Annotated in this window: 14 protein-coding genes, 2 tRNA genes and 3 rRNA genes; 15 read left to right on the top strand and 4 right to left on the bottom strand. The window is 59.5% G+C overall.

Annotated features, from left to right (window positions below; translation table 11 throughout):
- The first annotated feature begins 79 nt into the window (after positions 1–79).
- The 9 genes from AC07WT_RS14815 (at position 80) to AC07WT_RS14775 (ending at position 13,617) form a co-directional block, all read left to right on the top strand.
- Positions 80–1,195 (top strand): AI-2E family transporter, encoded by a 1,116-nt coding sequence (locus tag AC07WT_RS14815; RefSeq protein WP_494947582.1) that lies wholly within the window; start codon positions 80–82, stop codon positions 1,193–1,195.
- A gap of 488 nt (positions 1,196–1,683) precedes the next feature.
- Positions 1,684–3,214 (top strand): 16S ribosomal RNA (locus AC07WT_RS14810).
- Positions 3,215–3,292: 78 nt separating this feature from the next.
- Positions 3,293–3,369, top strand: a tRNA-Ile gene (locus tag AC07WT_RS14805).
- Between the two features lie 80 nt (positions 3,370–3,449).
- A tRNA-Ala gene (locus AC07WT_RS14800) sits at positions 3,450–3,525 on the top strand.
- A 334-nt stretch (positions 3,526–3,859) separates the two neighbouring features.
- Positions 3,860–6,740, top strand: a 23S ribosomal RNA gene (locus AC07WT_RS14795).
- 278 nt (positions 6,741–7,018) lie between these two features.
- Positions 7,019–7,131, top strand: a 5S ribosomal RNA gene (gene rrf / locus AC07WT_RS14790).
- The 16S, 23S and 5S rRNA genes sit together here with 2 tRNA genes alongside, the layout of an rRNA operon.
- A 402-nt stretch (positions 7,132–7,533) precedes the next feature.
- Positions 7,534–8,373: a translesion DNA synthesis-associated protein ImuA gene (gene imuA, locus AC07WT_RS14785; protein ID WP_494947581.1), complete on the top strand. Its 840-nt coding sequence runs from the start codon at positions 7,534–7,536 to the stop codon at positions 8,371–8,373.
- Positions 8,273–10,042 carry a Y-family DNA polymerase gene (locus tag AC07WT_RS14780; RefSeq protein ID WP_494947580.1) on the top strand — a complete coding sequence of 590 codons (1,770 nt, stop codon included), beginning with the start codon at positions 8,273–8,275 and terminating at the stop codon, positions 10,040–10,042. Before imuA ends, AC07WT_RS14780 begins: the two co-directional genes overlap by 101 nt.
- An 8-nt stretch (positions 10,043–10,050) precedes the next feature.
- Positions 10,051–13,617, top strand: a complete 3,567-nt coding sequence (locus AC07WT_RS14775; protein ID WP_494947579.1) for an error-prone DNA polymerase — start codon at positions 10,051–10,053, stop codon at positions 13,615–13,617.
- Between the two features lie 36 nt (positions 13,618–13,653).
- On the opposite strand, the gene AC07WT_RS14770 is transcribed toward AC07WT_RS14775, so the two are convergent.
- Both AC07WT_RS14770 and AC07WT_RS14765 read right to left on the bottom strand, forming a co-directional pair.
- Positions 13,654–14,637, bottom strand: a complete 984-nt coding sequence (locus AC07WT_RS14770; RefSeq protein WP_494947578.1) for a dTDP-4-dehydrorhamnose reductase family protein — start codon at positions 14,635–14,637, stop codon at positions 13,654–13,656.
- A gap of 14 nt (positions 14,638–14,651) precedes the next feature.
- Complete coding sequence (locus AC07WT_RS14765; protein ID WP_492595505.1) at positions 14,652–14,870, bottom strand: heavy-metal-associated domain-containing protein; 219 nt, start codon at positions 14,868–14,870, stop codon at positions 14,652–14,654.
- Between the two features lie 123 nt (positions 14,871–14,993).
- Between AC07WT_RS14765 and cueR the strand changes: the two genes are divergently transcribed.
- The 4 genes from cueR (at position 14,994) to AC07WT_RS14745 (ending at position 17,754) form a co-directional block, all read left to right on the top strand.
- Positions 14,994–15,416, top strand: coding sequence for a Cu(I)-responsive transcriptional regulator (cueR, locus tag AC07WT_RS14760; RefSeq protein ID WP_492595506.1), 423 nt, complete (start codon positions 14,994–14,996; stop codon positions 15,414–15,416).
- Between the two features lie 292 nt (positions 15,417–15,708).
- A complete protein-coding gene (locus AC07WT_RS14755; protein WP_492595507.1) occupies positions 15,709–15,855 on the top strand; it encodes a DUF3563 family protein in 147 nt (48 codons plus the stop codon).
- A gap of 233 nt (positions 15,856–16,088) precedes the next feature.
- Positions 16,089–16,451 carry a hypothetical protein gene (locus tag AC07WT_RS14750; RefSeq protein ID WP_494947577.1) on the top strand — a complete coding sequence of 121 codons (363 nt, stop codon included), beginning with the start codon at positions 16,089–16,091 and terminating at the stop codon, positions 16,449–16,451.
- A 268-nt stretch (positions 16,452–16,719) separates the two neighbouring features.
- A complete protein-coding gene (locus tag AC07WT_RS14745) occupies positions 16,720–17,754 on the top strand; it encodes an ABC transporter substrate-binding protein (RefSeq protein ID WP_494947576.1) in 1,035 nt (344 codons plus the stop codon).
- A gap of 77 nt (positions 17,755–17,831) precedes the next feature.
- On the opposite strand, the gene AC07WT_RS14740 is transcribed toward AC07WT_RS14745, so the two are convergent.
- Together AC07WT_RS14740 and AC07WT_RS14735 are read right to left on the bottom strand one after the other, a co-directional pair.
- On the bottom strand, positions 17,832–18,677 hold the full coding sequence (locus AC07WT_RS14740) for a 23S rRNA (adenine(2030)-N(6))-methyltransferase RlmJ (protein WP_492595510.1): 846 nt from the start codon (positions 18,675–18,677) through the stop codon (positions 17,832–17,834).
- Between the two features lie 215 nt (positions 18,678–18,892).
- Positions 18,893–19,864, bottom strand: coding sequence for a potassium channel beta subunit family protein (locus AC07WT_RS14735; protein WP_494947575.1), 972 nt, complete (start codon positions 19,862–19,864; stop codon positions 18,893–18,895).
- A gap of 222 nt (positions 19,865–20,086) precedes the next feature.
- Between AC07WT_RS14735 and AC07WT_RS14730 the strand changes: the two genes are divergently transcribed.
- Positions 20,087–20,884, top strand: a complete 798-nt coding sequence (locus tag AC07WT_RS14730; protein WP_492595512.1) for a 3-hydroxybutyrate dehydrogenase — start codon at positions 20,087–20,089, stop codon at positions 20,882–20,884.
- Positions 20,885–20,894: 10 nt separating this feature from the next.
- Entirely contained in the window at positions 20,895–22,127 is a 1,233-nt protein-coding gene (locus AC07WT_RS14725; RefSeq protein ID WP_494947574.1) for a DUF3734 domain-containing protein, read from the top strand.
- The last annotated feature ends 36 nt before the right edge of the window (positions 22,128–22,163 follow it).

The following is a 22,163-nucleotide window of genomic DNA, read 5'->3' as shown; positions in this document are numbered from 1 at the left end:
TTATACTGACAGCTTTCAGTACGCGCCCGGCAAGCGTGTCTACTCGTCGCCGTGGTCTGGCACAACAGGGAGAATCATTGTGAAATCGGACCAACTGATCGAACGTCTCGCCGCTGTATTCGCTTTGATTATATTGGTGGGCGGTTCGCTACTGGTGCTGGCGCCATTTACGACGGCGCTGCTGTGGGGCGCGATTCTGAGCTACAGCTCGTGGGGCCTGTACCGCCGACTGACAGCAGCAGTCGGCGGGCGGCGCAAGTGGGCTGCGACGCTGATCGTGATCATTATTCTGGTCGTGGTGCTTGGGCCGTTTGTCTATGCGGGTTTTGCGTTCGGCGCGCACGTTCACGACATTGTCGCGCTGATGGAAAGGCTTTTTGACGCAGGCTTGCCGGATTTGCCGTCGTGGGTCGGGCGGATTCCGCTGGTCGGTTCGAACATCGAGGCGTTCTGGGAGCATCTGACAAGCAGCAACTCTGAACTGATTGCGCAATTGCGTACGCTGGCGGCGCCGGCCGGCAAGTGGATTCTGGCGGCTGCGATTGCTGTTACGCACGGTTTGGGATTGTTGGCGCTGAGTATTGTGCTGGCATTCTTCTTTTATACCGGTGGAGAGGGCGCGGCTGCCTGGTTGAATGCGGGCATGCGGCGGATTGCCGGCGAACGCGCAGACTATCTGCTGGCGCTGGCGGGCAGTACGGTGAAGGGCGTGGTCTACGGAATTCTTGGTACGGCGCTCGTGCAGGGCATCCTTGCCGGCTTCGGTTGCTGGATCGCCGGTGTGCCGGCGCCAGCGCTGCTCGGGTTGGCGACTTTCTTCCTGTCGGTAATACCAGGCGGCCCGGTGGTCGTATGGTTGCCCGCGGCAATCTGGCTGTATCACGGCGGCGCGACCGGTTGGGCAATCTTCCTGATCGTGTGGGGCGTGCTGGTTGTCGGCATGGCCGACAACGTCATCAAGCCGATCCTGATCGGCAAGAATAGCGACATGCCGCTGATTCTGGTGATGCTGGGTATCTTGGGTGGGGCGTTCGCTTTCGGCTTCCTCGGCGTTTTCATCGGCCCGACTTTGCTGGCGGTTGCCTATACCGTGTTGCACGATTGGACGATCGGAGCCCCAGCTATCCGTGCCCTGGAGCCGGGCGTAAAAATGCCAGTCGCCGATGAATCGGGACGCGTAGAAAAGGCGCCTTGAATAAATTCCAGATAACGCTTGCAAGGCCCGGTCCGGGCCGCTAGAATCTCGCTCTTTCGTGCTTCGGACAACGGGGCGCGGGAGGCGGGAGAGCCAGCAGTGGCAAGGCTTTCAGCGGCGCGGGCAGGTTGGAAAAGCTGGAAAAACCTGTTGACGGCGTAGCGAAAGTTCTTCATAATCTCGTTTCTCTGCTGCTGATGCAGCGACGCAGAACGAAGCGGTGCCGGGTGGTTGCGGTGTGGTGTGCAACGCGGTGCGGGTTCGGTAGTGACTGCGGAATCGATCTTTAAAAATTAACAGCCGATAAGTGTGGGCGCTTGATGCGCGACGCGCCGGTGGGTCCTTCGGGGTCTGCCGGGACAAGCGAAAGTATCAAGTCTCACACAGTATTAGAGGAAGGTTTGCCTGTTGAGAGACAGGCGTAATCATCGTCAGTACGTTGAGTGAGCGACCGGTCTCGAAAGAGACCGAAAAACAGTAACAGGTTTGAACTGAAGAGTTTGATCCTGGCTCAGATTGAACGCTGGCGGCATGCCTTACACATGCAAGTCGAACGGCAGCACGGGAGCAATCCTGGTGGCGAGTGGCGAACGGGTGAGTAATACATCGGAACGTGTCCTGTAGTGGGGGATAGCCCGGCGAAAGCCGGATTAATACCGCATACGCTCTACGGAGGAAAGGGGGGGATCTTCGGACCTCCCGCTACAGGGGCGGCCGATGGCAGATTAGCTAGTTGGTGGGGTAAAGGCCTACCAAGGCGACGATCTGTAGCTGGTCTGAGAGGACGACCAGCCACACTGGGACTGAGACACGGCCCAGACTCCTACGGGAGGCAGCAGTGGGGAATTTTGGACAATGGGCGCAAGCCTGATCCAGCAATGCCGCGTGTGTGAAGAAGGCCTTCGGGTTGTAAAGCACTTTTGTCCGGAAAGAAAGCCTCGGCCCTAATACGGCGGGGGGATGACGGTACCGGAAGAATAAGCACCGGCTAACTACGTGCCAGCAGCCGCGGTAATACGTAGGGTGCAAGCGTTAATCGGAATTACTGGGCGTAAAGCGTGCGCAGGCGGTTCGCTAAGACCGATGTGAAATCCCCGGGCTTAACCTGGGAACTGCATTGGTGACTGGCGGGCTAGAGTATGGCAGAGGGGGGTAGAATTCCACGTGTAGCAGTGAAATGCGTAGAGATGTGGAGGAATACCGATGGCGAAGGCAGCCCCCTGGGCCAATACTGACGCTCATGCACGAAAGCGTGGGGAGCAAACAGGATTAGATACCCTGGTAGTCCACGCCCTAAACGATGTCAACTAGTTGTCGGGTCTTCATTGACTTGGTAACGTAGCTAACGCGTGAAGTTGACCGCCTGGGGAGTACGGTCGCAAGATTAAAACTCAAAGGAATTGACGGGGACCCGCACAAGCGGTGGATGATGTGGATTAATTCGATGCAACGCGAAAAACCTTACCTACCCTTGACATGTATGGAACCCTGCCGAGAGGTGGGGGTGCCCGAAAGGGAGCCATAACACAGGTGCTGCATGGCTGTCGTCAGCTCGTGTCGTGAGATGTTGGGTTAAGTCCCGCAACGAGCGCAACCCTTGTCCCTAGTTGCTACGCAAGAGCACTCTAGGGAGACTGCCGGTGACAAACCGGAGGAAGGTGGGGATGACGTCAAGTCCTCATGGCCCTTATGGGTAGGGCTTCACACGTCATACAATGGTCGGAACAGAGGGTTGCCAAGCCGCGAGGTGGAGCCAATCCCAGAAAACCGATCGTAGTCCGGATCGCACTCTGCAACTCGAGTGCGTGAAGCTGGAATCGCTAGTAATCGCGGATCAGCATGCCGCGGTGAATACGTTCCCGGGTCTTGTACACACCGCCCGTCACACCATGGGAGTGGGTTTTACCAGAAGTGGCTAGTCTAACCGCAAGGAGGACGGTCACCACGGTAGGATTCATGACTGGGGTGAAGTCGTAACAAGGTAGCCGTATCGGAAGGTGCGGCTGGATCACCTCCTTTCTCGAGCTAACGTGTCAACGCGTTGAGCGCTCACGCTTATCGGCTGTGAAATTAAGACAGATACGCAGACAGACTCAGGGGTCTGTAGCTCAGTCGGTTAGAGCACCGTCTTGATAAGGCGGGGGTCGATGGTTCGAATCCATCCAGACCCACCACTGTTTCTGCGGTGGCTGCAGCTAACCAACCGAAGACCTCTGAGGTATCAGATACAGGTAGTGATTATCTGTGTATGACTGGGGGATTAGCTCAGCTGGGAGAGCACCTGCTTTGCAAGCAGGGGGTCGTCGGTTCGATCCCGTCATCCTCCACCAATCTTCAATGCCTAGCGTTCGGTTCCGGGTTTCCGGGATTAACCGAGCTTTATGCATTGGCGATTGAGCCAGTCAGAGTGATACGCGGTTATAGCAACTGCGATATCGGCTGTCGTTCTTTAACAATCAGGAAGAAGTAGTAAAGAGATTCACGAAAGCATACCTGGAGATGGGTGTGTGAGTAGGTGAATCAGGGTTGTGATTGTATCAATGTATGAAAAGAGAGATCGAAAGATCGCTTTTGGAATACGGCGCAACACGAATACTCAACCTGTAGCGATTGTGAGCAACGCTTCATCCCCAGTGGGTGAGGTGTGAGACACACCCGTTATAGGGTCAAGCGAACAAGTGCATGTGGTGGATGCCTTGGCGATCACAGGCGATGAAGGACGCGGTAGCCTGCGAAAAGCTTCGGGGAGCTGGCAAACGAGCTTTGATCCGAAGATGTCCGAATGGGGAAACCCACCTCTTTTGAGGTATCCATGGCTGAATACATAGGCCATGAGAAGCGAACGCGGTGAACTGAAACATCTAAGTAACCGCAGGAAAAGAAATCAACCGAGATTCCCAGAGTAGTGGCGAGCGAAATGGGACCAGCCTGTACTCTTTATCTTTGCTGTTAGTCGAACGCTCTGGAAAGTGCGGCCATAGCAGGTGATAGCCCTGTAGACGAAAACAGCGAGGAAGAACTGGGTGTACGACAAGTAGGGCGGGACACGTGAAATCCTGTCTGAAGATGGGGGGACCATCCTCCAAGGCTAAATACTCGTGATCGACCGATAGTGAACCAGTACCGTGAGGGAAAGGCGAAAAGAACCCCGGGAGGGGAGTGAAACAGATCCTGAAACCGCATGCATACAAACAGTCGGAGCCTTTGAAAGAGGGTGACGGCGTACCTTTTGTATAATGGGTCAGCGACTTACATTCAGTGGCAAGCTTAACCGATTAGGGCAGGCGTAGCGAAAGCGAGTCCGAACAGGGCGTTCAGTCGCTGGGTGTAGACCCGAAACCAGGTGATCTATCCATGGCCAGGATGAAGGTGCGGTAACACGTACTGGAGGTCCGAACCCACTAACGTTGAAAAGTTAGGGGATGAGCTGTGGATAGGGGTGAAAGGCTAAACAAACCTGGAAATAGCTGGTTCTCTCCGAAAACTATTTAGGTAGTGCCTCGTGTATCACCTTCGGGGGTAGAGCACTGTCATGGTTGTGGGGTCCATTGCGGATTACTACGCCATAGCAAACTCCGAATACCGAAGAGTGCAATCACGGGAGACAGACATCGGGTGCTAACGTCCGGTGTCAAGAGGGAAACAACCCAGACCGCCAGCTAAGGTCCCGAAATATGGCTAAGTGGGAAACGAAGTGGGAAGGCTAAAACAGTCAGGAGGTTGGCTTAGAAGCAGCCATCCTTTAAAGAAAGCGTAATAGCTCACTGATCGAGTCGTCCTGCGCGGAAGATGTAACGGGGCTAAGCCATATACCGAAGCTGCGGATGCACAGTAATGTGCATGGTAGGAGAGCGTTCCGTAAGCCTGCGAAGGTGCACTGGAAAGTGTGCTGGAGGTATCGGAAGTGCGAATGCTGACATGAGTAGCGATAAAGGGGGTGAAAGGCCCCCTCGCCGTAAGCCCAAGGTTTCCTACGCAACGTTCATCGGCGTAGGGTGAGTCGGCCCCTAAGGCGAGGCAGAAATGCGTAGCTGATGGGAAGCAGGTTAATATTCCTGCACCATTGTTAAATGCGATGGGGGGACGGATCGCGGAAGGTTGTCCGGGTGTTGGAAGTCCCGGTCCTTGCATTGGAGAAGGCGCTTAGGCAAATCCGGGCGCGGAATTCAAGGGTGCGAGGCCATTCACTTCGGTGAAGAAGCAACTGGAAGTGGTTCCAAGAAAAGCCTCTAAGCTTCAGTTTAACAAGACCGTACCGCAAACCGACACAGGTGGGCGAGATGAGTATTCTAAGGCGCTTGAGAGAACTCGGGAGAAGGAACTCGGCAAATTGGTACCGTAACTTCGGGATAAGGTACGCCCCTGTAGCTTGACTGGCCTGCGCCAGAAGGGTGAAGGGGTTGCAATAAACTGGTGGCTGCGACTGTTTAATAAAAACACAGCACTCTGCAAACACGAAAGTGGACGTATAGGGTGTGACGCCTGCCCGGTGCCGGAAGATTAAATGATGGGGTGCAAGCTCTTGATTGAAGTCCCGGTAAACGGCGGCCGTAACTATAACGGTCCTAAGGTAGCGAAATTCCTTGTCGGGTAAGTTCCGACCTGCACGAATGGCGTAACGATGGCCACACTGTCTCCTCCCGAGACTCAGCGAAGTTGAAGTGTTTGTGATGATGCAATCTCCCCGCGGCTAGACGGAAAGACCCCATGAACCTTTACTGTAGCTTTGCATTGGACTTTGAACCGATCTGTGTAGGATAGGTGGGAGGCTATGAAGCGTGAACGCCAGTTTGCGTGGAGCCGTCCTTGAAATACCACCCTGGTCTGTTTGAGGTTCTAACCTTGGTCCGTGATCCGGACTGGGGACAGTGCATGGTAGGCAGTTTGACTGGGGCGGTCTCCTCCCAAAGTGTAACGGAGGAGTACGAAGGTACGCTAGGTACGGTCGGAAATCGTGCTGATAGTGCAATGGCATAAGCGTGCTTAACTGCGAGACCGACAAGTCGAGCAGGTGCGAAAGCAGGTCATAGTGATCCGGTGGTTCTGTATGGAAGGGCCATCGCTCAACGGATAAAAGGTACTCTGGGGATAACAGGCTGATACCGCCCAAGAGTTCATATCGACGGCGGTGTTTGGCACCTCGATGTCGGCTCATCTCATCCTGGGGCTGTAGCCGGTCCCAAGGGTATGGCTGTTCGCCATTTAAAGAGGTACGTGAGCTGGGTTTAAAACGTCGTGAGACAGTTTGGTCCCTATCTGCCGTGGGCGCTGGATATTTGAAGGGGGCTGCTCCTAGTACGAGAGGACCGGAGTGGACGAACCTCTGGTGTACCGGTTGTCACGCCAGTGGCATCGCCGGGTAGCTATGTTCGGAAGAGATAACCGCTGAAAGCATCTAAGCGGGAAACTCGCCTTAAGATGAGATATCCCCGGGGCTTCGAGCCCCTTGAAGGGTCGTTCAAGACCAGGACGTTGATAGGTCAGGTGTGCAAGCGCAGTAATGCGTTAAGCTAACTGATACTAATTGCCCGTAAGGCTTGATCCTATAACAGGTGTGTCTCGACCAGAGTTAGCGCTTTAGCTGTCGGCCGGAGTTAGTGCTTTAGCACTTACTCCGGGCCCATGCAAAGCCCTTACTCTGGTCCGATCCCCGAAGGGGATGCGTGTGAACTCCAGATGGGGTAGCAGAACACACAGGTTGAGAGATCGATGTTGTGCCTCGAACAACACAACTCCCGCTGGTGAGCCTCACCAGACACTACTTCTTCCCGATTGGCGGTATTGCCCAGGGCCCCAAACCCCGCAATACGGCAACAAGTCATGCCTGATGACCATAGCGAGTCGGTCCCACCCCTTCCCATCCCGAACAGGACCGTGAAACGACTCCACGCCGATGATAGTGCGGATTCCCGTGTGAAAGTAGGTCATCGTCAGGCTCCCCAGCAGCACCAGAAACCCCACCCAGAACGGTGGGGTTTCTGCGTTTACGGCTCCGGAAACGGCAACACAGAAAGGCCGTCCATCGCCGTGCGCCTACCGCCGCACGCTGCAGCATCCCCAGCCCTCCTCGCAGCAGCCCGATCCGGCTTGCCCCATGCGTAGCCGCAGCGCCAGAAACAGCAAGCGCCGCGCAGTATAAAACCTGCAAACAACAAGCCGCGTGAGTTTCATCGCCTCCCGCATCGTGCCCCTTAAGGTCTCTCTGTGCGCACTGTGCAGCGGCATGCCGTCTTAACATCATCCTCAAAATACTGTATAAATATACAGTAAAAATCTGTCGCCTGATGCTGGCCCGATGTCGGGTGGGGCGAAGCATTACCCATTAAAAGAGCGTGTCTATGGCAGCAGCAATTCAGCTTGCGGCGACTGCACTGTCGTCGCAATTGCGGCGTCAGGTGTGGACGGGCAATGAGCTTGCCGAGGCGGACTCGCGGGTAATTTCCAGCGGCTACGCCGCGCTGGATCAGCTGCTGCCGGGGCAGGGCTGGTCGGCTGGTGGCTTGACGGAGCTATTGATCGAACATGGTGGCGTGGGAGAAGTACGCCTGCTTGCCCACACGCTTCGGCATCTCACGATACAAGCCGAACGGCATGTCATGCTCGTGGCGCCGCCTTATCAGCCCTGTGCCGCGGCGTTGAGGGCGTGGGGTGTCGATGTCGGGCGCGTCGTATGGGTGCGCTCGGAGGAAGATCAGTCTCTGTGGGCCGCCGCTCAAGCATTGAAGCAGGATGGCATCGGCGCGGTACTGGTGTGGCTGCCGAATGCGCGCGCCGATAAGATTCGGCGTCTCCAGGTGGCGGCTCAGGAATCGGCATCGCTGGCATTTTTGATTCGCCCTGTCGACGCCGCCACGCAATCCTCGCCGGCGCCATTGCGAATGATCTGCGAGCCACTTTTGCCGGCTAATGCGCAGACGATCAACCGTCGTCAATGGTTGCAGGAGATCGGTATGTCGATCGATATCTTCAAGCGTCGAGGCCCGCCGCTAGCAGAACCCCTGCGCCTCATTTTGCCGTTGCAAGACGTCGTGTTGCCGGAGAACGGAGCCGGCAGCAATCAAGGGCGAGAGATCAATCATGTTGTGGATCGCAGTCACATTGCCACTCTTGTCGCTGGAAGCGGTGAAGCCTCTCGTGCCGCTTCCGGATGGTTCGCCCGCGAAGCCGAATCAGCCTGAGCCGCGCGGCGATGCAAGCCAACGTCTCGCCAGCGAAGATGTCGGCGGCGAGCATTGTTATGCGCTGGCGGATCACGCACACATTCTGCTGCCCGATTTCGCCGCATTGCGCGCCGGTGTGCGTGCCGGTCATTCGCGCTCGTATGCATTGGCGTTGGCACCAGGTCTCAAAATGCTTGTCGCAGATAGCACCCGTGAAACTCAGGCATTCGAAGCGATGGCGCTTGCCTTGCTGATGTACACGCCGAAAGTATCGCTCGCCCACGCGCACACGTTGCTGCTGGAAGTTGGCTCCGGTTTGAGATTATTCGGCGGCTTGCGCGTGTTGTTGTCGCGAGTGTCGGCCACGGCGGGTGAGTTCGGCTATACGACGCGCATCGCGTGTGCGCCGACCGCCTGGGGTGCGTGGTTGCTGGCGCAAGCGCGCGCCAATTGTCAGGGGCATTGCTGGCATGTGGTGAAGGAGACTTCGCTTGCGCGTGTCCTCGACCGATTATCCGTGTCGTTGCTGCCGGTTGAACAGGCGCATCGCGATGCCTTCATGCAAATCGGCTGCGCTACATTGGCCGATTTGCGTCAGTTGCCACGGGCGGGCGTCGTGCGGCGTTTCGGCAGCGGCATTCTGGATCTGCAGGCGCAAGCGTATGGCACGCGTCCGGATCCGCGCGAATCGTTTCGTGCGCCGGCGTCGTTTCATGCGCAGCTGGAGTTGCCGTCGCGGGTCGATAATGCCGACGCACTGTTGTTTGCCGCGCGTCGGCTGATCGTGCAGCTGGCCGGCTGGCTGAGCGCGCATCATGCGGCACTCAGTGGTTACACGCTATTGCTCGAGCATGAATTGGCGTCCCGTCATGCGCCGAAGACGTCGAGTCTGGCGGTCGCGTGGGCCGTACCGTCGCGCGATGCCGAACATCTGATCTGGCTGTTGCGCGAAAAGTTGAATCAGACCGTACTGGTGGCGCCGGTGATCGAGTTGAAGCTGATCGCGGATCAGATTGGCGAGTATGCGGGGCAATCGGACACCTTGTTTCCGATGCCGGAAACCGACGGTGATTCGATTGCGCGTCTGCTCGAACGCCTGAGCGCGCGATTGGGACCGGAGAACGTGCTGCAGATGTCTGAGCAGGACGATCATCGGCCTGAGCGGGCAATGCGTGTCGATCCATACCAGGCACAGGCGTTTTCACGCAAGAAGCGTTCGCCAGCTAAAACCAGGGTGAAGATCAAAGCGGATAAAACCTGGCTGACGGATGAGTTGCAACATGCAGCGTCTGAAGAAAATCACGCAGATGGCGATGCGGTGACGCGATCGGCAAACATGACGCGATGGCTGGCTGAAATGGCCGGCGATACAGGCAGCCATACGTCTACCCCGAAGCCGGGCGATGCACAGGTCTCGCTCGATCTGCCCGACAGCGCGTTGCCGTCGCAACCTCGTCCTGTCTGGATGCTCGACAAGCCACTGCGCCTGATGATGCGCGATCAGCGCCCGATCTATCGTCGGCCGCTGAAAATGCTCACGCGTACCGAGCGGATTGAAGCGGGGTGGTGGGACGGCAATCGCATCGAGCGGGATTACTACATCGCGGCCGACGATCGCGGTTACATGTTCTGGGTATATCGAGAACGTATTGGCGGCGAGTGGTATTTGCAGGGTTTGTTCGGCTGAGCACCATCATGGCAACTTCCCGGTTTCCATTTTCATCGGAGCAGGCGCTTGCGGCCCAGTTGCCGGCGTATGCAGAATTGCATTGCCTGACCAGTTTCTCCTTTCTGCGCGGCGCCTCGCACCCGCACGAGCTGGTCGAGCAGGCGATGTCGTGCGGCTACAGCGCGCTCGCGATCACCGACGAATGCTCGCTGGCGGGAGTCGTGCGCGCGCACACCGCGGTGAGAGAAATGACGCAGGAGCGGGAGCGCAAACAGAAAGAGCGCGAGGAGAAAGCGCAAGCCGCGCAGGCACGAACGCCCTCGGAAACCAGGGAGTCTGAAGAAACTAAAGAGGAAGCTGAAGAAGCGCTCAATCCCATTCCTCACCTGATCATCGGCAGCGAACTCAACCTGACCGGCGTTCAAGGCGAACCGTTTTGCACATTGGTTGCGCTGGCAACCAACCGCAACGGTTACGGCAACCTTTCCGAACTGATCACGCTGGCTCGCTCGCGTGCGGACAAGGGCAGCTATCGCCTCAGCCCATCCGACTTCACCGATTCGCTATCGCATCTCGAGCATCTCAAGACGTTGCCCGATTGCATCCTGATCCTCGTGCCGCAGCGCGCGGCGACGCTCGCGCACACACTGCGCTGCGCGCATTGGCTCGCCTCGTTCGCACCGCAGCGAGCATGGATTGCGCTCGAACTCTGGCAAACCGGCAGCGACGACCTTCAGATCGACGCATTGCGGATGATTTCAAAGGCCAGCGGTTTGCCTCTGGTTGCTGCGGGTGGCGTCCTGATGCATGTGCGCTCGCGCAAACCGCTGCAGGACACCATGACCGCAATCGGCCTGGTCACGCCGCTATCGGCTTGCGGTTATGCGCTCGAGGCGAATGCCGAGCGGCATATGCGTACGCGCGTGCGTCTCGGCAAACTGTATCCGCGCGATACGCTCGAAGAAACGCTGCGTATCGCAGCCCTATGCCGCTTCTCGCTCGATGAACTCAAGTACGAGTATCCGGAAGAACTGGTTCCCACTGGCGAATCGCCATCGAGCTATCTGCGCAAACTGGTGATGGCCGGCGCAACGGAGCGCTGGCCGAACGGCATGGATCTCAAACGAATCGATCAGATCGAGAAAGAGCTGATGCTGATCGCCGAGCTCAAATACGAAAAGTATTTCCTGACAGTGCACGATATCGTGAGCTTCGCGCGCTCCAGAAACATACTGTGTCAGGGGCGGGGTTCGGCGGCGAATTCGGTCATATGTTATTGCCTGCATGTAACGGAAATCGATCCGGTGCAAATGAACATGCTGATCGAACGGTTTATCTCGCGCGCGCGTAACGAACCGCCTGATATCGACGTCGATTTCGAGCACCAGCGCCGGGAAGAGGTGATTCAGTATATCTACGGGAAATACGGCCGTCATCGCGCGGCGCTGACCGCATCGCTGATCACGTATCACTCGCGCAGCGCGCTGAAAGACGTCGGCAAGGCGTTGGGGCTCGAAGCGTCGTTGATCGAGCGGATCAGTAAATCGCAGCAATGGTGGGATGGCACGGATGCGGTCGCCAAATATCTGGCCGAAGCGGGCTTCGATCCCAGTTCGCACATCACGCAGAATCTGATTCGCCTCACGAAAGAGTTGCGCAATTTTCCGCGTCATCTGTCGCAACACGTCGGCGGCTTTGTGATCGCGAAAGACAAACTGTCGCGGCTCGTGCCGATCGAGAACGCGACAATGAAAGACCGCAGCGTGATCGAGTGGGACAAGGACGATATCGATGCGCTCAATCTGCTGAAAGTCGACGTGCTGGCGCTCGGCATGTTGTCGGCAATCCGGCGCGCGCTGGAATTCGTCGCGTTGCGGCGCGGCTTCCCGGAATTCAGAGTGCAGGATATTCCGCGCGAGGATCGGGCCGTCTACGAGATGTGCGGCCATGCCGACACGATTGGCGTGTTCCAGATCGAATCGCGCGCGCAGCAAAGCATGTTGCCGCGGTTGAAGCCGAACAAATATTACGACCTCGTGATCGAAGTCGCGATCGTGCGGCCCGGGCCGATTCAGGGCGGCATGGTGCATCCGTATCTGCGCCGCAAGCAGGGTCTCGAGGCGGAGGACTACGCCAAGGATGAATTGCGGCCGGTGCTCCAGCGCACGCTCGGCGTGCCGATTTTCCAGGAGCAGGTGATGCACCTCGCGATGGTTGCGGCGAAATACTCCGGTGAGCAAGCCGACCAGTTGCGGCGCGCGATGGCCGCGTGGCGGCGCACCGGCAACCTGGCGAAATATCAGAAGGATTTGACCGAGCGCATGCTCAAGCGAGGTTATGAACCCGGGTTTATCAACCGCATCTGCAAGCAGATCGAAGGCTTTGGCGAGTACGGCTTTCCGGAAAGCCATGCCGCGAGCTTCGCGTTGCTCGTTTATCTCAGTGCGTGGCTGAAGCGTTATGAACCGGCCGCTTTTCTGGCAGGCTTGCTGAACAGTCAGCCGTTGGGTTTCTATTCGCCGTCGCAGCTCGTGCAGGACGCGAAGCGTCACGGCGTCACAGTATTGCCGCCCGACGTGACGCTGAGCGACTGGGAATCGACCTTCGAAAGAAACGGTCCACAGCAGCAGGGGCAGCGAATTTCAGCGGCCGAAACCTGTTTGCATCGTCAGCAGGCCGTACTATCCGCGCAGCAGTTGCGCGATCTGGCACTGCCGCGCTTTGCCCTGAGCCGGACAGTCCGGCGTGCGGCACAACGGCTGACCGCGCGTGTATTTCAGCCGCCGAACATTTATGGAGCGAAAGGGCCCGCTGTGCGCATCGGCATGCATCTGATCAAAGGCCTTTCACAGACGGCCGCGGAACGCATCATGGCGGCTCGCAGCGACGCGCAGTTTACCGACGTCGACGATCTGGCGCGCCGCGCGGCATTGACGCGCCGCGATCTCGAAGCGCTTGCCGCTGCGAACGCACTGGTCAGCATTGCGGGCCATCGGCGCGAAGCGTGGTGGGCGGTGACCGCGCAGCATACGGTGCCCAGACTGCTGCGCGATGCGCCGATCGCCGAAGCGCCGCTGGCGTTGCCGCAGGCTGCCGAAAGCCGCGAGATCGTCGACGACTACGCGAGCCTTGGCCTCACGCTCAATCGCCATCCGCTCGCGCTCTTGCGCGCGCGTCTTGCCCAGCAGCGTTTTCGCACGGCGGCCGAACTCGCCGCGTGTCGGCACGGCACGCTGGCGCGCGCATGCGGCATCGTCACCGTACGGCAGCGGCCGGGAACGGCGAACGGCACCGTGTTCGTTTCCATCGAAGACGAAACCGGCTCGATCAATGTGATCGTCTGGCCGTCGCTGGTGGAACAGCAGCGCAAGGTGTTGCTGGGTTCATCGTTGCTGGCGGTGTACGGCGTCTTGCAGCGTGACGACGGTGTCGCTACCGGCGGCGACAGCGCCGGCAACGTGGCGAACATCGATAAAGCGGGCAAGGCGAAACAGAAACACAGAGGCGAGGTGATTCACCTGGTCGCGCATCGACTCGAAGATCGCAGCGAATTGCTCGGCGAACTGGCCACGGCGAGCCGCGATTTTCATTGACGCCGGCTCGCCGCGGCTGACGTTGCATGCCAGATGCTAGGCCGGCTTATCGCCTGCATCGCCTGTATCGCCCGTATTGCCCGTATTGCCCGTATTGCCCGTATTGCCTGTATCGCCTCGCCATGGAAAGCTGGCCAGCACCTGCCGGATCGCGGTGTCGAACGGCGTGCGGCGGCCAATGCCGAGCACCTCGAGCCGGCTCGAAGCAAGGTGGCAGTTATGCGGACGCGGAGTCGCGTCGGTGGGCGTGTGCTGCGGCGTCAGTTGCGCATCGAGTTGCAGCGCTTCGGCGAGACGCAGGGCGATCTCGTACTTGGTCATCGGTTCGTCGCCCGACCATTGCACGATGCCGCGAATCGCTTGACCATGCGCATGCCATTCGAGCATTTGCCGGATCACAAACGCGACGTCCGGCGTGAACGTTGGATAACGGATCGCCCATGCATCCATGACGGCAGCCTCGCCATTGAGCGAAGCCGACGCGGCGATCGCCGGCACGAGACTCGTCACTGCCGATTCTGCCCAACTGACGATCGGCCCAAACAGCAGCGGTAAACGCAGCACGCAACCGAGATCGGTCGTCTCCGCCAGCGCTCGCTCGCCTTCGAGCTTGCTGCGCCCATAGGCATTGAGCGGCGCGGGCTCGGAATCATGCTGGTAGGGCGGGTGAGCGCCGTCGAACACGTAGTCGGTGGAGATCGACAGCGTCCACGCGCCGCGCCGTTTGGCCGCCGCGGCCAAGGTGCGCACCGCATCGACGTTCAGCGCACGGGCGAGCGCCGGATCGTGCTCGCACACATCCGGACGACGCTCTGCCGCCGCAATCACGAGCGCATCCGGCGCTTCGCGCTCGACAAACTGGTCGACCGCCTGCGCGTCGCGAATATCGAGCGCGACCGTGTTCGGGCCGGGCCGGCTGAATGCCGTGGCGACAACTTGCCAGCCGGTTTGCAGCGCCAGTTCACTGACGAGCGCGCGGCCAAGCAGGCCGGACGCACCAATGACTGCGACTTTGAACATGACAGGAGCGCGCCTTAGCGGGCCGCGCCGCTGGCCACGTTCGTGACCGTGTAACCGGCCTCGTCGATGGCGGCCTTCAGCATTTCGGCCGGCTGCGTAGATTCGACCGCCACGCGGCCGGTTGCCAGATCGACCTGCACCTGCGCGGCGCCGTCGTGTTCACGGATCGCCTGGGTGACCGCCGCCACGCAATGCTGACAGCTCATGCCTTCTACCTGGAATTCGATCGTCATCTGGATTGCCTCGGAAAAATGAATGTCGCGATGGTTGAATTATGCCTGCCGATGCGCACTTGAGTGGCTGACCTTCCCATTATGGGAAGGTGTACGATCGACGCACATATTGGGGAAACAGTCATGAACATTGGTGCAGCGGCCCGCGCGTCGGGCGTCACGGCGAAAATGATTCGCTACTACGAAAGCGTCGGTTTGCTGGCAGCAAAGGCGCGCACGAGCGCCGGTTATCGCGTCTATGGAACGCCGGAGGTGCATTCGCTGCGCTTCATCCGGCAGGCTCGCCGGCTCGGTTTTCTGGTCGAAGACATTCGCCGGCTGCTGGCGCTGTGGCACGATCGATCGCGCGCCAGTGCCGAAGTCAAGGCGATTGCGCTTGAACACGTCGCGGATCTGGATCGCCGCATCGCCGAGCTCACCGATATGCGCGACACGTTGGCGCATCTGGCCGATCATTGCCACGGCGACGAGCGTCCGGACTGCCCGATTATCGAGCGGCTTGCGGATACGGATCTGGTGTCGGGGAAGGGTTGTCATCCGAGTTAAGGGGTGGGGCGCAACCCAACGAGGGATTTGTTGCAACCTGTCACGCGTATGCACCAATATTGTGCTGTTTTGATGCGGATAATTCCGTCAACATCGAAAATCCGTAATACCTCTCATAAAATCAAAAACTTACATGCCCAATTTGCGTGCACCATTCCAAAACGGAATGCACGTCATGCGGGCATTTCACTAGCAAGGTTGCACCAGAAGGTTATAATCCGGGTTAACCCTTTTACGGGAAATCCCTGATGCATAACTCACCGGGGATTCAATCTGATCCTTGGAGAACATCATGTTTGCATACCTTCTTGAAAAGCTGAGCATCTGGTTTGAAACCGCAGAACGTAGCCGCCGTGAAGCCTATCTGGCCTCGTCGTCGGATATCGTTCAGCTTGAGCAACGCATCCGCTCGCTCGAAACCAACGGCTACTCGTTGTAAGCAGCGCGAGCATCAAAGTTTGACCCGGCAGCGCATGTTGCGCGGCCATAGCAGTACAGCGTTGAGCCCCGTATAGACGGGGCTTTGTCACATCTGGGCTTCCCGGATTGCGGGTAATCTGTGCCCGACAAGCGTCTGCAGGCCAATATCGACTAGCCTGAAGGTTGTCACCGCGGTAAGGTAAAGCGTTTTTTTGCGCAATCCGGCATTCTCAAAACTTATCCGGCCCGGTCATGCTTCCTGCTCGCTCGCTCCACTCCATTCTGGCTGCCGCCATCGCGGCATCGCTGACAACGGTTCTCGCAGTACCGGCAACTTTCGCCGCGTCGAGCAACGGCGGCAAGCCGTTGATCCTCGACACGCAGAGCGGCATTAGCGACGGCCAGAGCGGCACCGTGCTGCAAACCGCGCCGCTTTCGCGGCAGCGGATCGTCGAAGCACAGCCAATCGCTGCGCCCACCGAACTGGCGCCGAATTCGTCGATACCGATCGTTGTCGCGCCGTACGTCCAGTTGCCTGTCGGCAGGGCAGCCCCGCAGTCGCAACCACAGGCGCAGCCACAACCACAGCCTCGCCCGGCGCTACGTCCGCAATAAGCGTCTTCCGCGCGATGCTCCTCTGTAGTTCCTCTGTGATCCGTTAACGTTTCGAGCGGTTCCGAGCGGCGAGCCCTGCGCGGCGCCGCCACGCGTCAACGCGCGCCTTCGGATCACGCGCATTGCATCGAGCCATTCGGGTTTCGGCGCATGGCGCGGGCGAAACCGTCCGATGACAATCGTTACGCGGTCTCTCGCTGACGACGTGGACCATGCACATTGCGCTGCGCCGCCGCATCGAACGAAAACAGAACAAGGAGACATCGAAATGCTTACTCACTGGATGCAGCGTGCCGCCTGCGCCACGCTGATCGCGCTCGTCGCGCTCCCCGGCGTTGCGCTCGCCAAGGACACACCGGAAAAATCCACGCTGACGATGGCCGTCGGCGGCTTGCCGGGTCTTTACTATTTGCCGGTGCTCGCGGCGCAGCAGTTGGGATACTTCAAAGACGAAGGGCTCGACGTCACCCTCGAAGATTTCGCGGGCGGATCAAAGGCCCTGGAAGCGGTAGTGGGAGGCAGCGCCGACGTGGGCGCCGGCGCATTCGAGCACACGCTGTTCATGCAGGCGAAAGGGCAGCACTACCGCGCATTCGCGCTGATGGGCCGCGCGCCGCAGATCGTCGTTGCGGTGGTGAAGTCGAAGGCCGATCAGATCAAGACGCTGGCGGACTTCAAGGGCGCGAAAGTCGGCGTGAGCGCGCCGGGTTCGTCGACCGATCTGGTGCTGACCGTGGCCTTGCGCAAGGCCGGCGTGCAGCGCAACGAGATTTCGGCGATCGGTGTTGGCAGTGGTGCGACGGTACTGGCCGCGGTAAGCGGCGGTCAGATCGACGCGCTGTCCAACGTCGATCCGATGATGACCAAGCTGCAGCGCAGCGGCGCGATCAAGGTGCTGGTCGACACGCGCACGGTGAAGGGCACGCAAGAGGTATTCGGCGGGACGATGCCGGCAGCGACGCTATATGCCTCCGAGAGCTTCATTCAGAAGTATCCGAAGACGACGCAGGCGCTCGCCAACGCCATCGTGCGCGCCGACCACTGGCTGCAGAGCGCGAGCGACGCCGACCTGCTGAAGATGGTGCCGCCGGCCTATCTGCTCAACGACTCGGCGCTCTACGTGGAAGCCTTCCACAACGTGCGCGACGCATATTCGCCGGACGGCCTGATGCCCGCGGACGGCCCGGCCACCGCGTTGCGCGCGCTGTCGTCGTTCGATAACCGGCTCGATCCGAAAAAGATCGACCTGAACGCAACCTATACCAACGACTTCGTTCGCAAGGCCGCGGCGCAACTCAAGTGAGCGGTTTAGCGGCTTAAGTCGCTCACCGTCAGGCCGCGCGCCGTACCGCTGCGGCGGCGCACCGCATGCAAGAAAGATCAGTCGCCGCGGTATTCGACCTTGAACTGCGCCGCCTTGTCCTGACCGAGCGCATTGACCAACCAGGGCAGTTGCTCCTTCAGTATTTTTGCCAGCGTGTACGGCGGATTCAGGATGAACATGCCGCTGCCGAACAGGCCGAAACCGTCGGCCGGCGGATTGCTGACGGTCAGGCTCACATGCAGCCAGTTGCGCTCCTGCAGCTTCTTCAACTGGTCGGGAAAGCGCTGCGATTCGGGGCGCTTCACTTGCGGGTACCAGACCGCGTAAGTGCCGGTCGGAAAGCGCTTCAGGCTCTCTTCGACGCAGCGCAATGTGCGCGTGTAGTCGCGCTTGTCTTCATACGACGGGTCGAGCAGTACCAGCGCGCGGCGCGGCGCCGGCGGCAGCAGTGCGAGAATGCCGTCGAAGCCGTCGCCCGCGTAGAGCATCGCGCGCCGGCCCGCATCGCGAAAGTTGTGGCGCAGCACGTCGATTTCGGTGGTGTGCAGTTCGAACAGACGCATGCGGTCCTGCTCGCGCATCTGCCGCCACGCGATGTACGGCGAGCCCGGATAGAAGCGCAACTGGCCGTCCGGATTCAGCGCGCTCACTTCGTCGACGTAGTCGGCGAAGATCGGCGGCAAGTCGTTGCGTTCCCACAGTTTGGCGATGCCGGTCTGAAACTCGCCGGTTTTGGTCGCGTAGCCTTCCTTCAACGAATAAACGCCGGCGCCCGCGTGTGTGTCGATATACCAGTAGGCTTTGTCCTTCTGGCCGAGATAGCGCAGTAGCTGCAACACGACGGCGTGTTTCAGAACGTCGGCGTGGTTGCCTGCATGAAAGGCGTGGCGGTAGCTGAGCATGATGAGGAGACGCTGAAAGAGGGCGTGCCGGTCCAGGGCGGATTCGGCGATGCTGATGCAATGCGGCGGCACAACCGGTGTGCGGCGCGGTCGCGTATTGTACGCGACGCCGCGCTGCACACCGTAGCGCGTCCCGCGCGACACGGCCCGAATGCTGTGCGGGCCGCGCTCGAGCGGTCCGGCGGCCGCCTGGTTTTGCCTGGTCCTGCCTGGTCCTAGCTGTAAGCGTCGCCGATGATCTCCTCGATCCGCTGCTTCACTTCCGGCGTGATGCGCTCCGCGACCTCCGCCGAGGCCATGTTCTCGGCGATCTGCTCGACTCGCGACGCGCCGGTGATGACCGTGCTCACATGCGGATTCTTCAGAATCCACGCAATCGCCAGTTGGCCGACCGTGCAGCCCAGTTCGTCGGCCACTTGGCCGAGCTTGCCGACCACGTTGTTCTTGCCGGCGTCGGTCACCTGCTTGCGCAGCCACTCGTAGCCTTGCAACTGCGCGCGGCTGTCGGCGGGCACGCCGTCGCGGTACTTGCCGGTGAGGAGACCGGACGCGAGCGGGCTCCAGGTTGTCAGCCCGAGGCCGATGTCCTCGTAAAGGCGTTTGTATTCCTGCTCGACGCGTTTGCGGTGGAACAGGTTGTACTGCGGCTGTTCCATAACAGGCTTGTGCAGATGATGCCGCTCGGCAATCTCATAAGCGGCGCGGATTTCATCAGCGCTCCATTCGGACGTGCCCCAGTACAGCGCCTTGCCGCGCGCGATCATATCGCTCATCGCCCAGACGGTTTCCTCGACCGGCGTGTTCGGGTCAGGACGGTGACAGAACACCAGATCGACATAATCGAGTTGCAGGCGTTTGAGGGAGGCGTCGATCGCGTTCAGCAGATACTTGCGGTTCAGCGTGTGGTACTGATTCGGCGTCTCTTCCAGACCCCAGAAAAATTTCGTCGACACTACGTAGCTCACGCGTGGCCATGCCAGTTCTTTGAGCGCCTGGCCCATGATTTCTTCGGATTGACCGCCGGCGTACACCTCGGCGTTGTCGAAGAAGTTGACTCCCGCACCGCGCGCGGCGGCGAGCGATTCGCGCGCCGCATGGCTGCCGACCTGATTGCCGTAGGTGACCCATGAGCCAATGGACAGTTCGCTGACTTGCAGGCCGGAACGGCCCAGACGTCGATAATTCATGCATGCCTCCTTGGTAGTGATGCCGCTGGAATCCCGCTGAGACGTCCAGTTTAAAGAGATAAAGCCCGATGTGCGTTTTCCAGATGTGCTTCACACGGTTCATGCACAATAGCAGCGTTGGCCGCAGTGCAGCATCCGGCCGGACGGCCTATGCCGTCTGGCTGACTTCACGCCGCCTGCGGCTCGTGGTGTCATTGCTCATCAACTGCATGGAGGTTCTGGATGTCGTCACTGAACACGAATCTGAATGGCAAGGTCGCGGTGGTTACCGGCGCCGCGAGCGGCATCGGTAAGCAAATTGCGCTGACGCTTTCCGCGGCGGGCGCCGCGGTCGCGATTGCTGACCTGAACCAGGACGGCGCGAACGCCGTCGCTGAAGAAATCAAAGCGGGCGGCGGCAAGGCAATCGGCGTCGCGATGGACGTGACCAACGAAGATGCCGTCAACCAGGGGATCGACAAGGTCGCCGCCGAGCTCGGCTCGGTCGATATTCTGATTTCCAACGCCGGCATTCAGATCGTCAATCCGATCGAAAACTACTCGTTTTCCGACTGGAAGAAGATGCAGGCGATCCATGTGGACGGCGCGTTCCTCACCACCAAGGCAGCGCTCAAACACATGTACAAGGACGATCGCGGCGGCATCGTGATCTACATGGGTTCGGTCCATTCCCACGAAGCGTCGCCGCTGAAGTCCGCCTATGTAACGGCCAAGCATGCGTTGCTGGGTCTGTCGCGCGTATTGGCGAAGGAAGGCGCGAAGCACAACGTGCGCTCGCACGTCGTGTGTCCGGGTTTCGTGCGCACTCCGCTGGTCGACAAGCAGATTCCCGAGCAAGCCAAGGAACTCGGCATCGGCGAGGAAGAGGTGGTCAAGCGCGTGATGCTGGGCGGCACGGTCGACGGCATCTTCACCACGGTGGAAGACGTCGCGCAGACGGTGCTGTTCCTGTCCACTTTCCCGACTGCGGCGCTGACCGGTCAGTCCTTTATTGTGAGCCACGGCTGGTACATGCAATAAGGAGGCGCCCATGGCGCAACGCAATCTCAAGCAGGCACGCGTCGGCGCGCCTGGGGATGGCGGGGGCGCCGGCCCTGCGGCCGCCGCCCATCCCAGCCGGCACCTCGAATTGCCCAACTACGAAACCGTCGCGCTGATGCTGCAAGGCGGCGGTGCGCTCGGTGCCTATCAGGCTGGTGTCTTTCAAGGTCTTTACGAAGCAGGCATCGAGCCGAACTGGCTCGCCGGCATTTCGATCGGGGCGTTGAACACGGCCGTCATTGCCGGCAATCCGCCGGGCAAGCGCGTAGAACGGCTGCGGCAATTCTGGGAGACGATCTGTCAGCCGGCTTTCGGGCCGCCGCTGCCGGCCTTCATCGAGCACGCACTCTTCAACTCCAGCGAGGCCGTGCGTAAAGCTTTCACGGCGACGCAGGCCATGGGCGCGATCGTGGAAGGGCAGAAGGGCTTTTTCGTGCCGCGTTTCCCGCCGCCGTTGCCCACCGTGTCGGGGCCGCCGCAAATGGCCAGCTACTACGACACCACGCCGCTGAAAGCGACACTTGAAGCGATGTGCGATTTCGACCGGATCAATTCGGGCGAAACACGCGTGTCGGTCGGCGCGGTGAATTGTGGCACCGGTAATTTCGCGTACTTCGATAACACGCACACGAAACTGAAGCCGGAGCATTTCATGGCGTCGGGCGCGTTGCCGCCGGGCTTTGCGGCGGTTGAAATCGACGGCCAGTACTACTGGGACGGCGGCTTGATGTCGAACACGCCGCTCTACGAAGTGATCCAGACCACGCCGCGCCGCGACACGCTCGCGTTTCAGGTCGATCTCTGGAGCGCGATCGGGCCGGTGCCGGACAACATCACCGACGTCCAGGGGCGCGTGAAGGACATTCAGTATTCGAGCCGCACGCGTCTCGTGACCGACATGCTGCAACGCTCGCAGCGTTTCCGGCATGTGTTGCGCGAGGTGCTCGACCGCGTGCCGGCCGATCAGCGAGACGATCCGTGGTGCAAGCTGGCCGACGAGCTATCGTGTTCGAAGCGCTACAACGTGATCCACCTCATCTATCGGCAGAAGGAATACGAAGGGCACTTCAAGGACTTTCAGTTCGGCCTGACGACGATGCGCGAGCACTGGGAAAGCGGTTTGCAGGATATCCGCCGCTCGCTTGAGCAACCCGATTGGCTGGACATGCCCGAGAACGACGCGGGTTTTGTCACGCACGATATTCACCGGGATGCGCGCTGAAGCGATAGAGCCGTAGTCAGCGGCAAATGAAAACGG

The organism is Paraburkholderia sp. GW821-FHT02A12, assembly GCF_059422005.1.
This window is presented reverse-complemented; position numbering and strand designations above follow the sequence as displayed.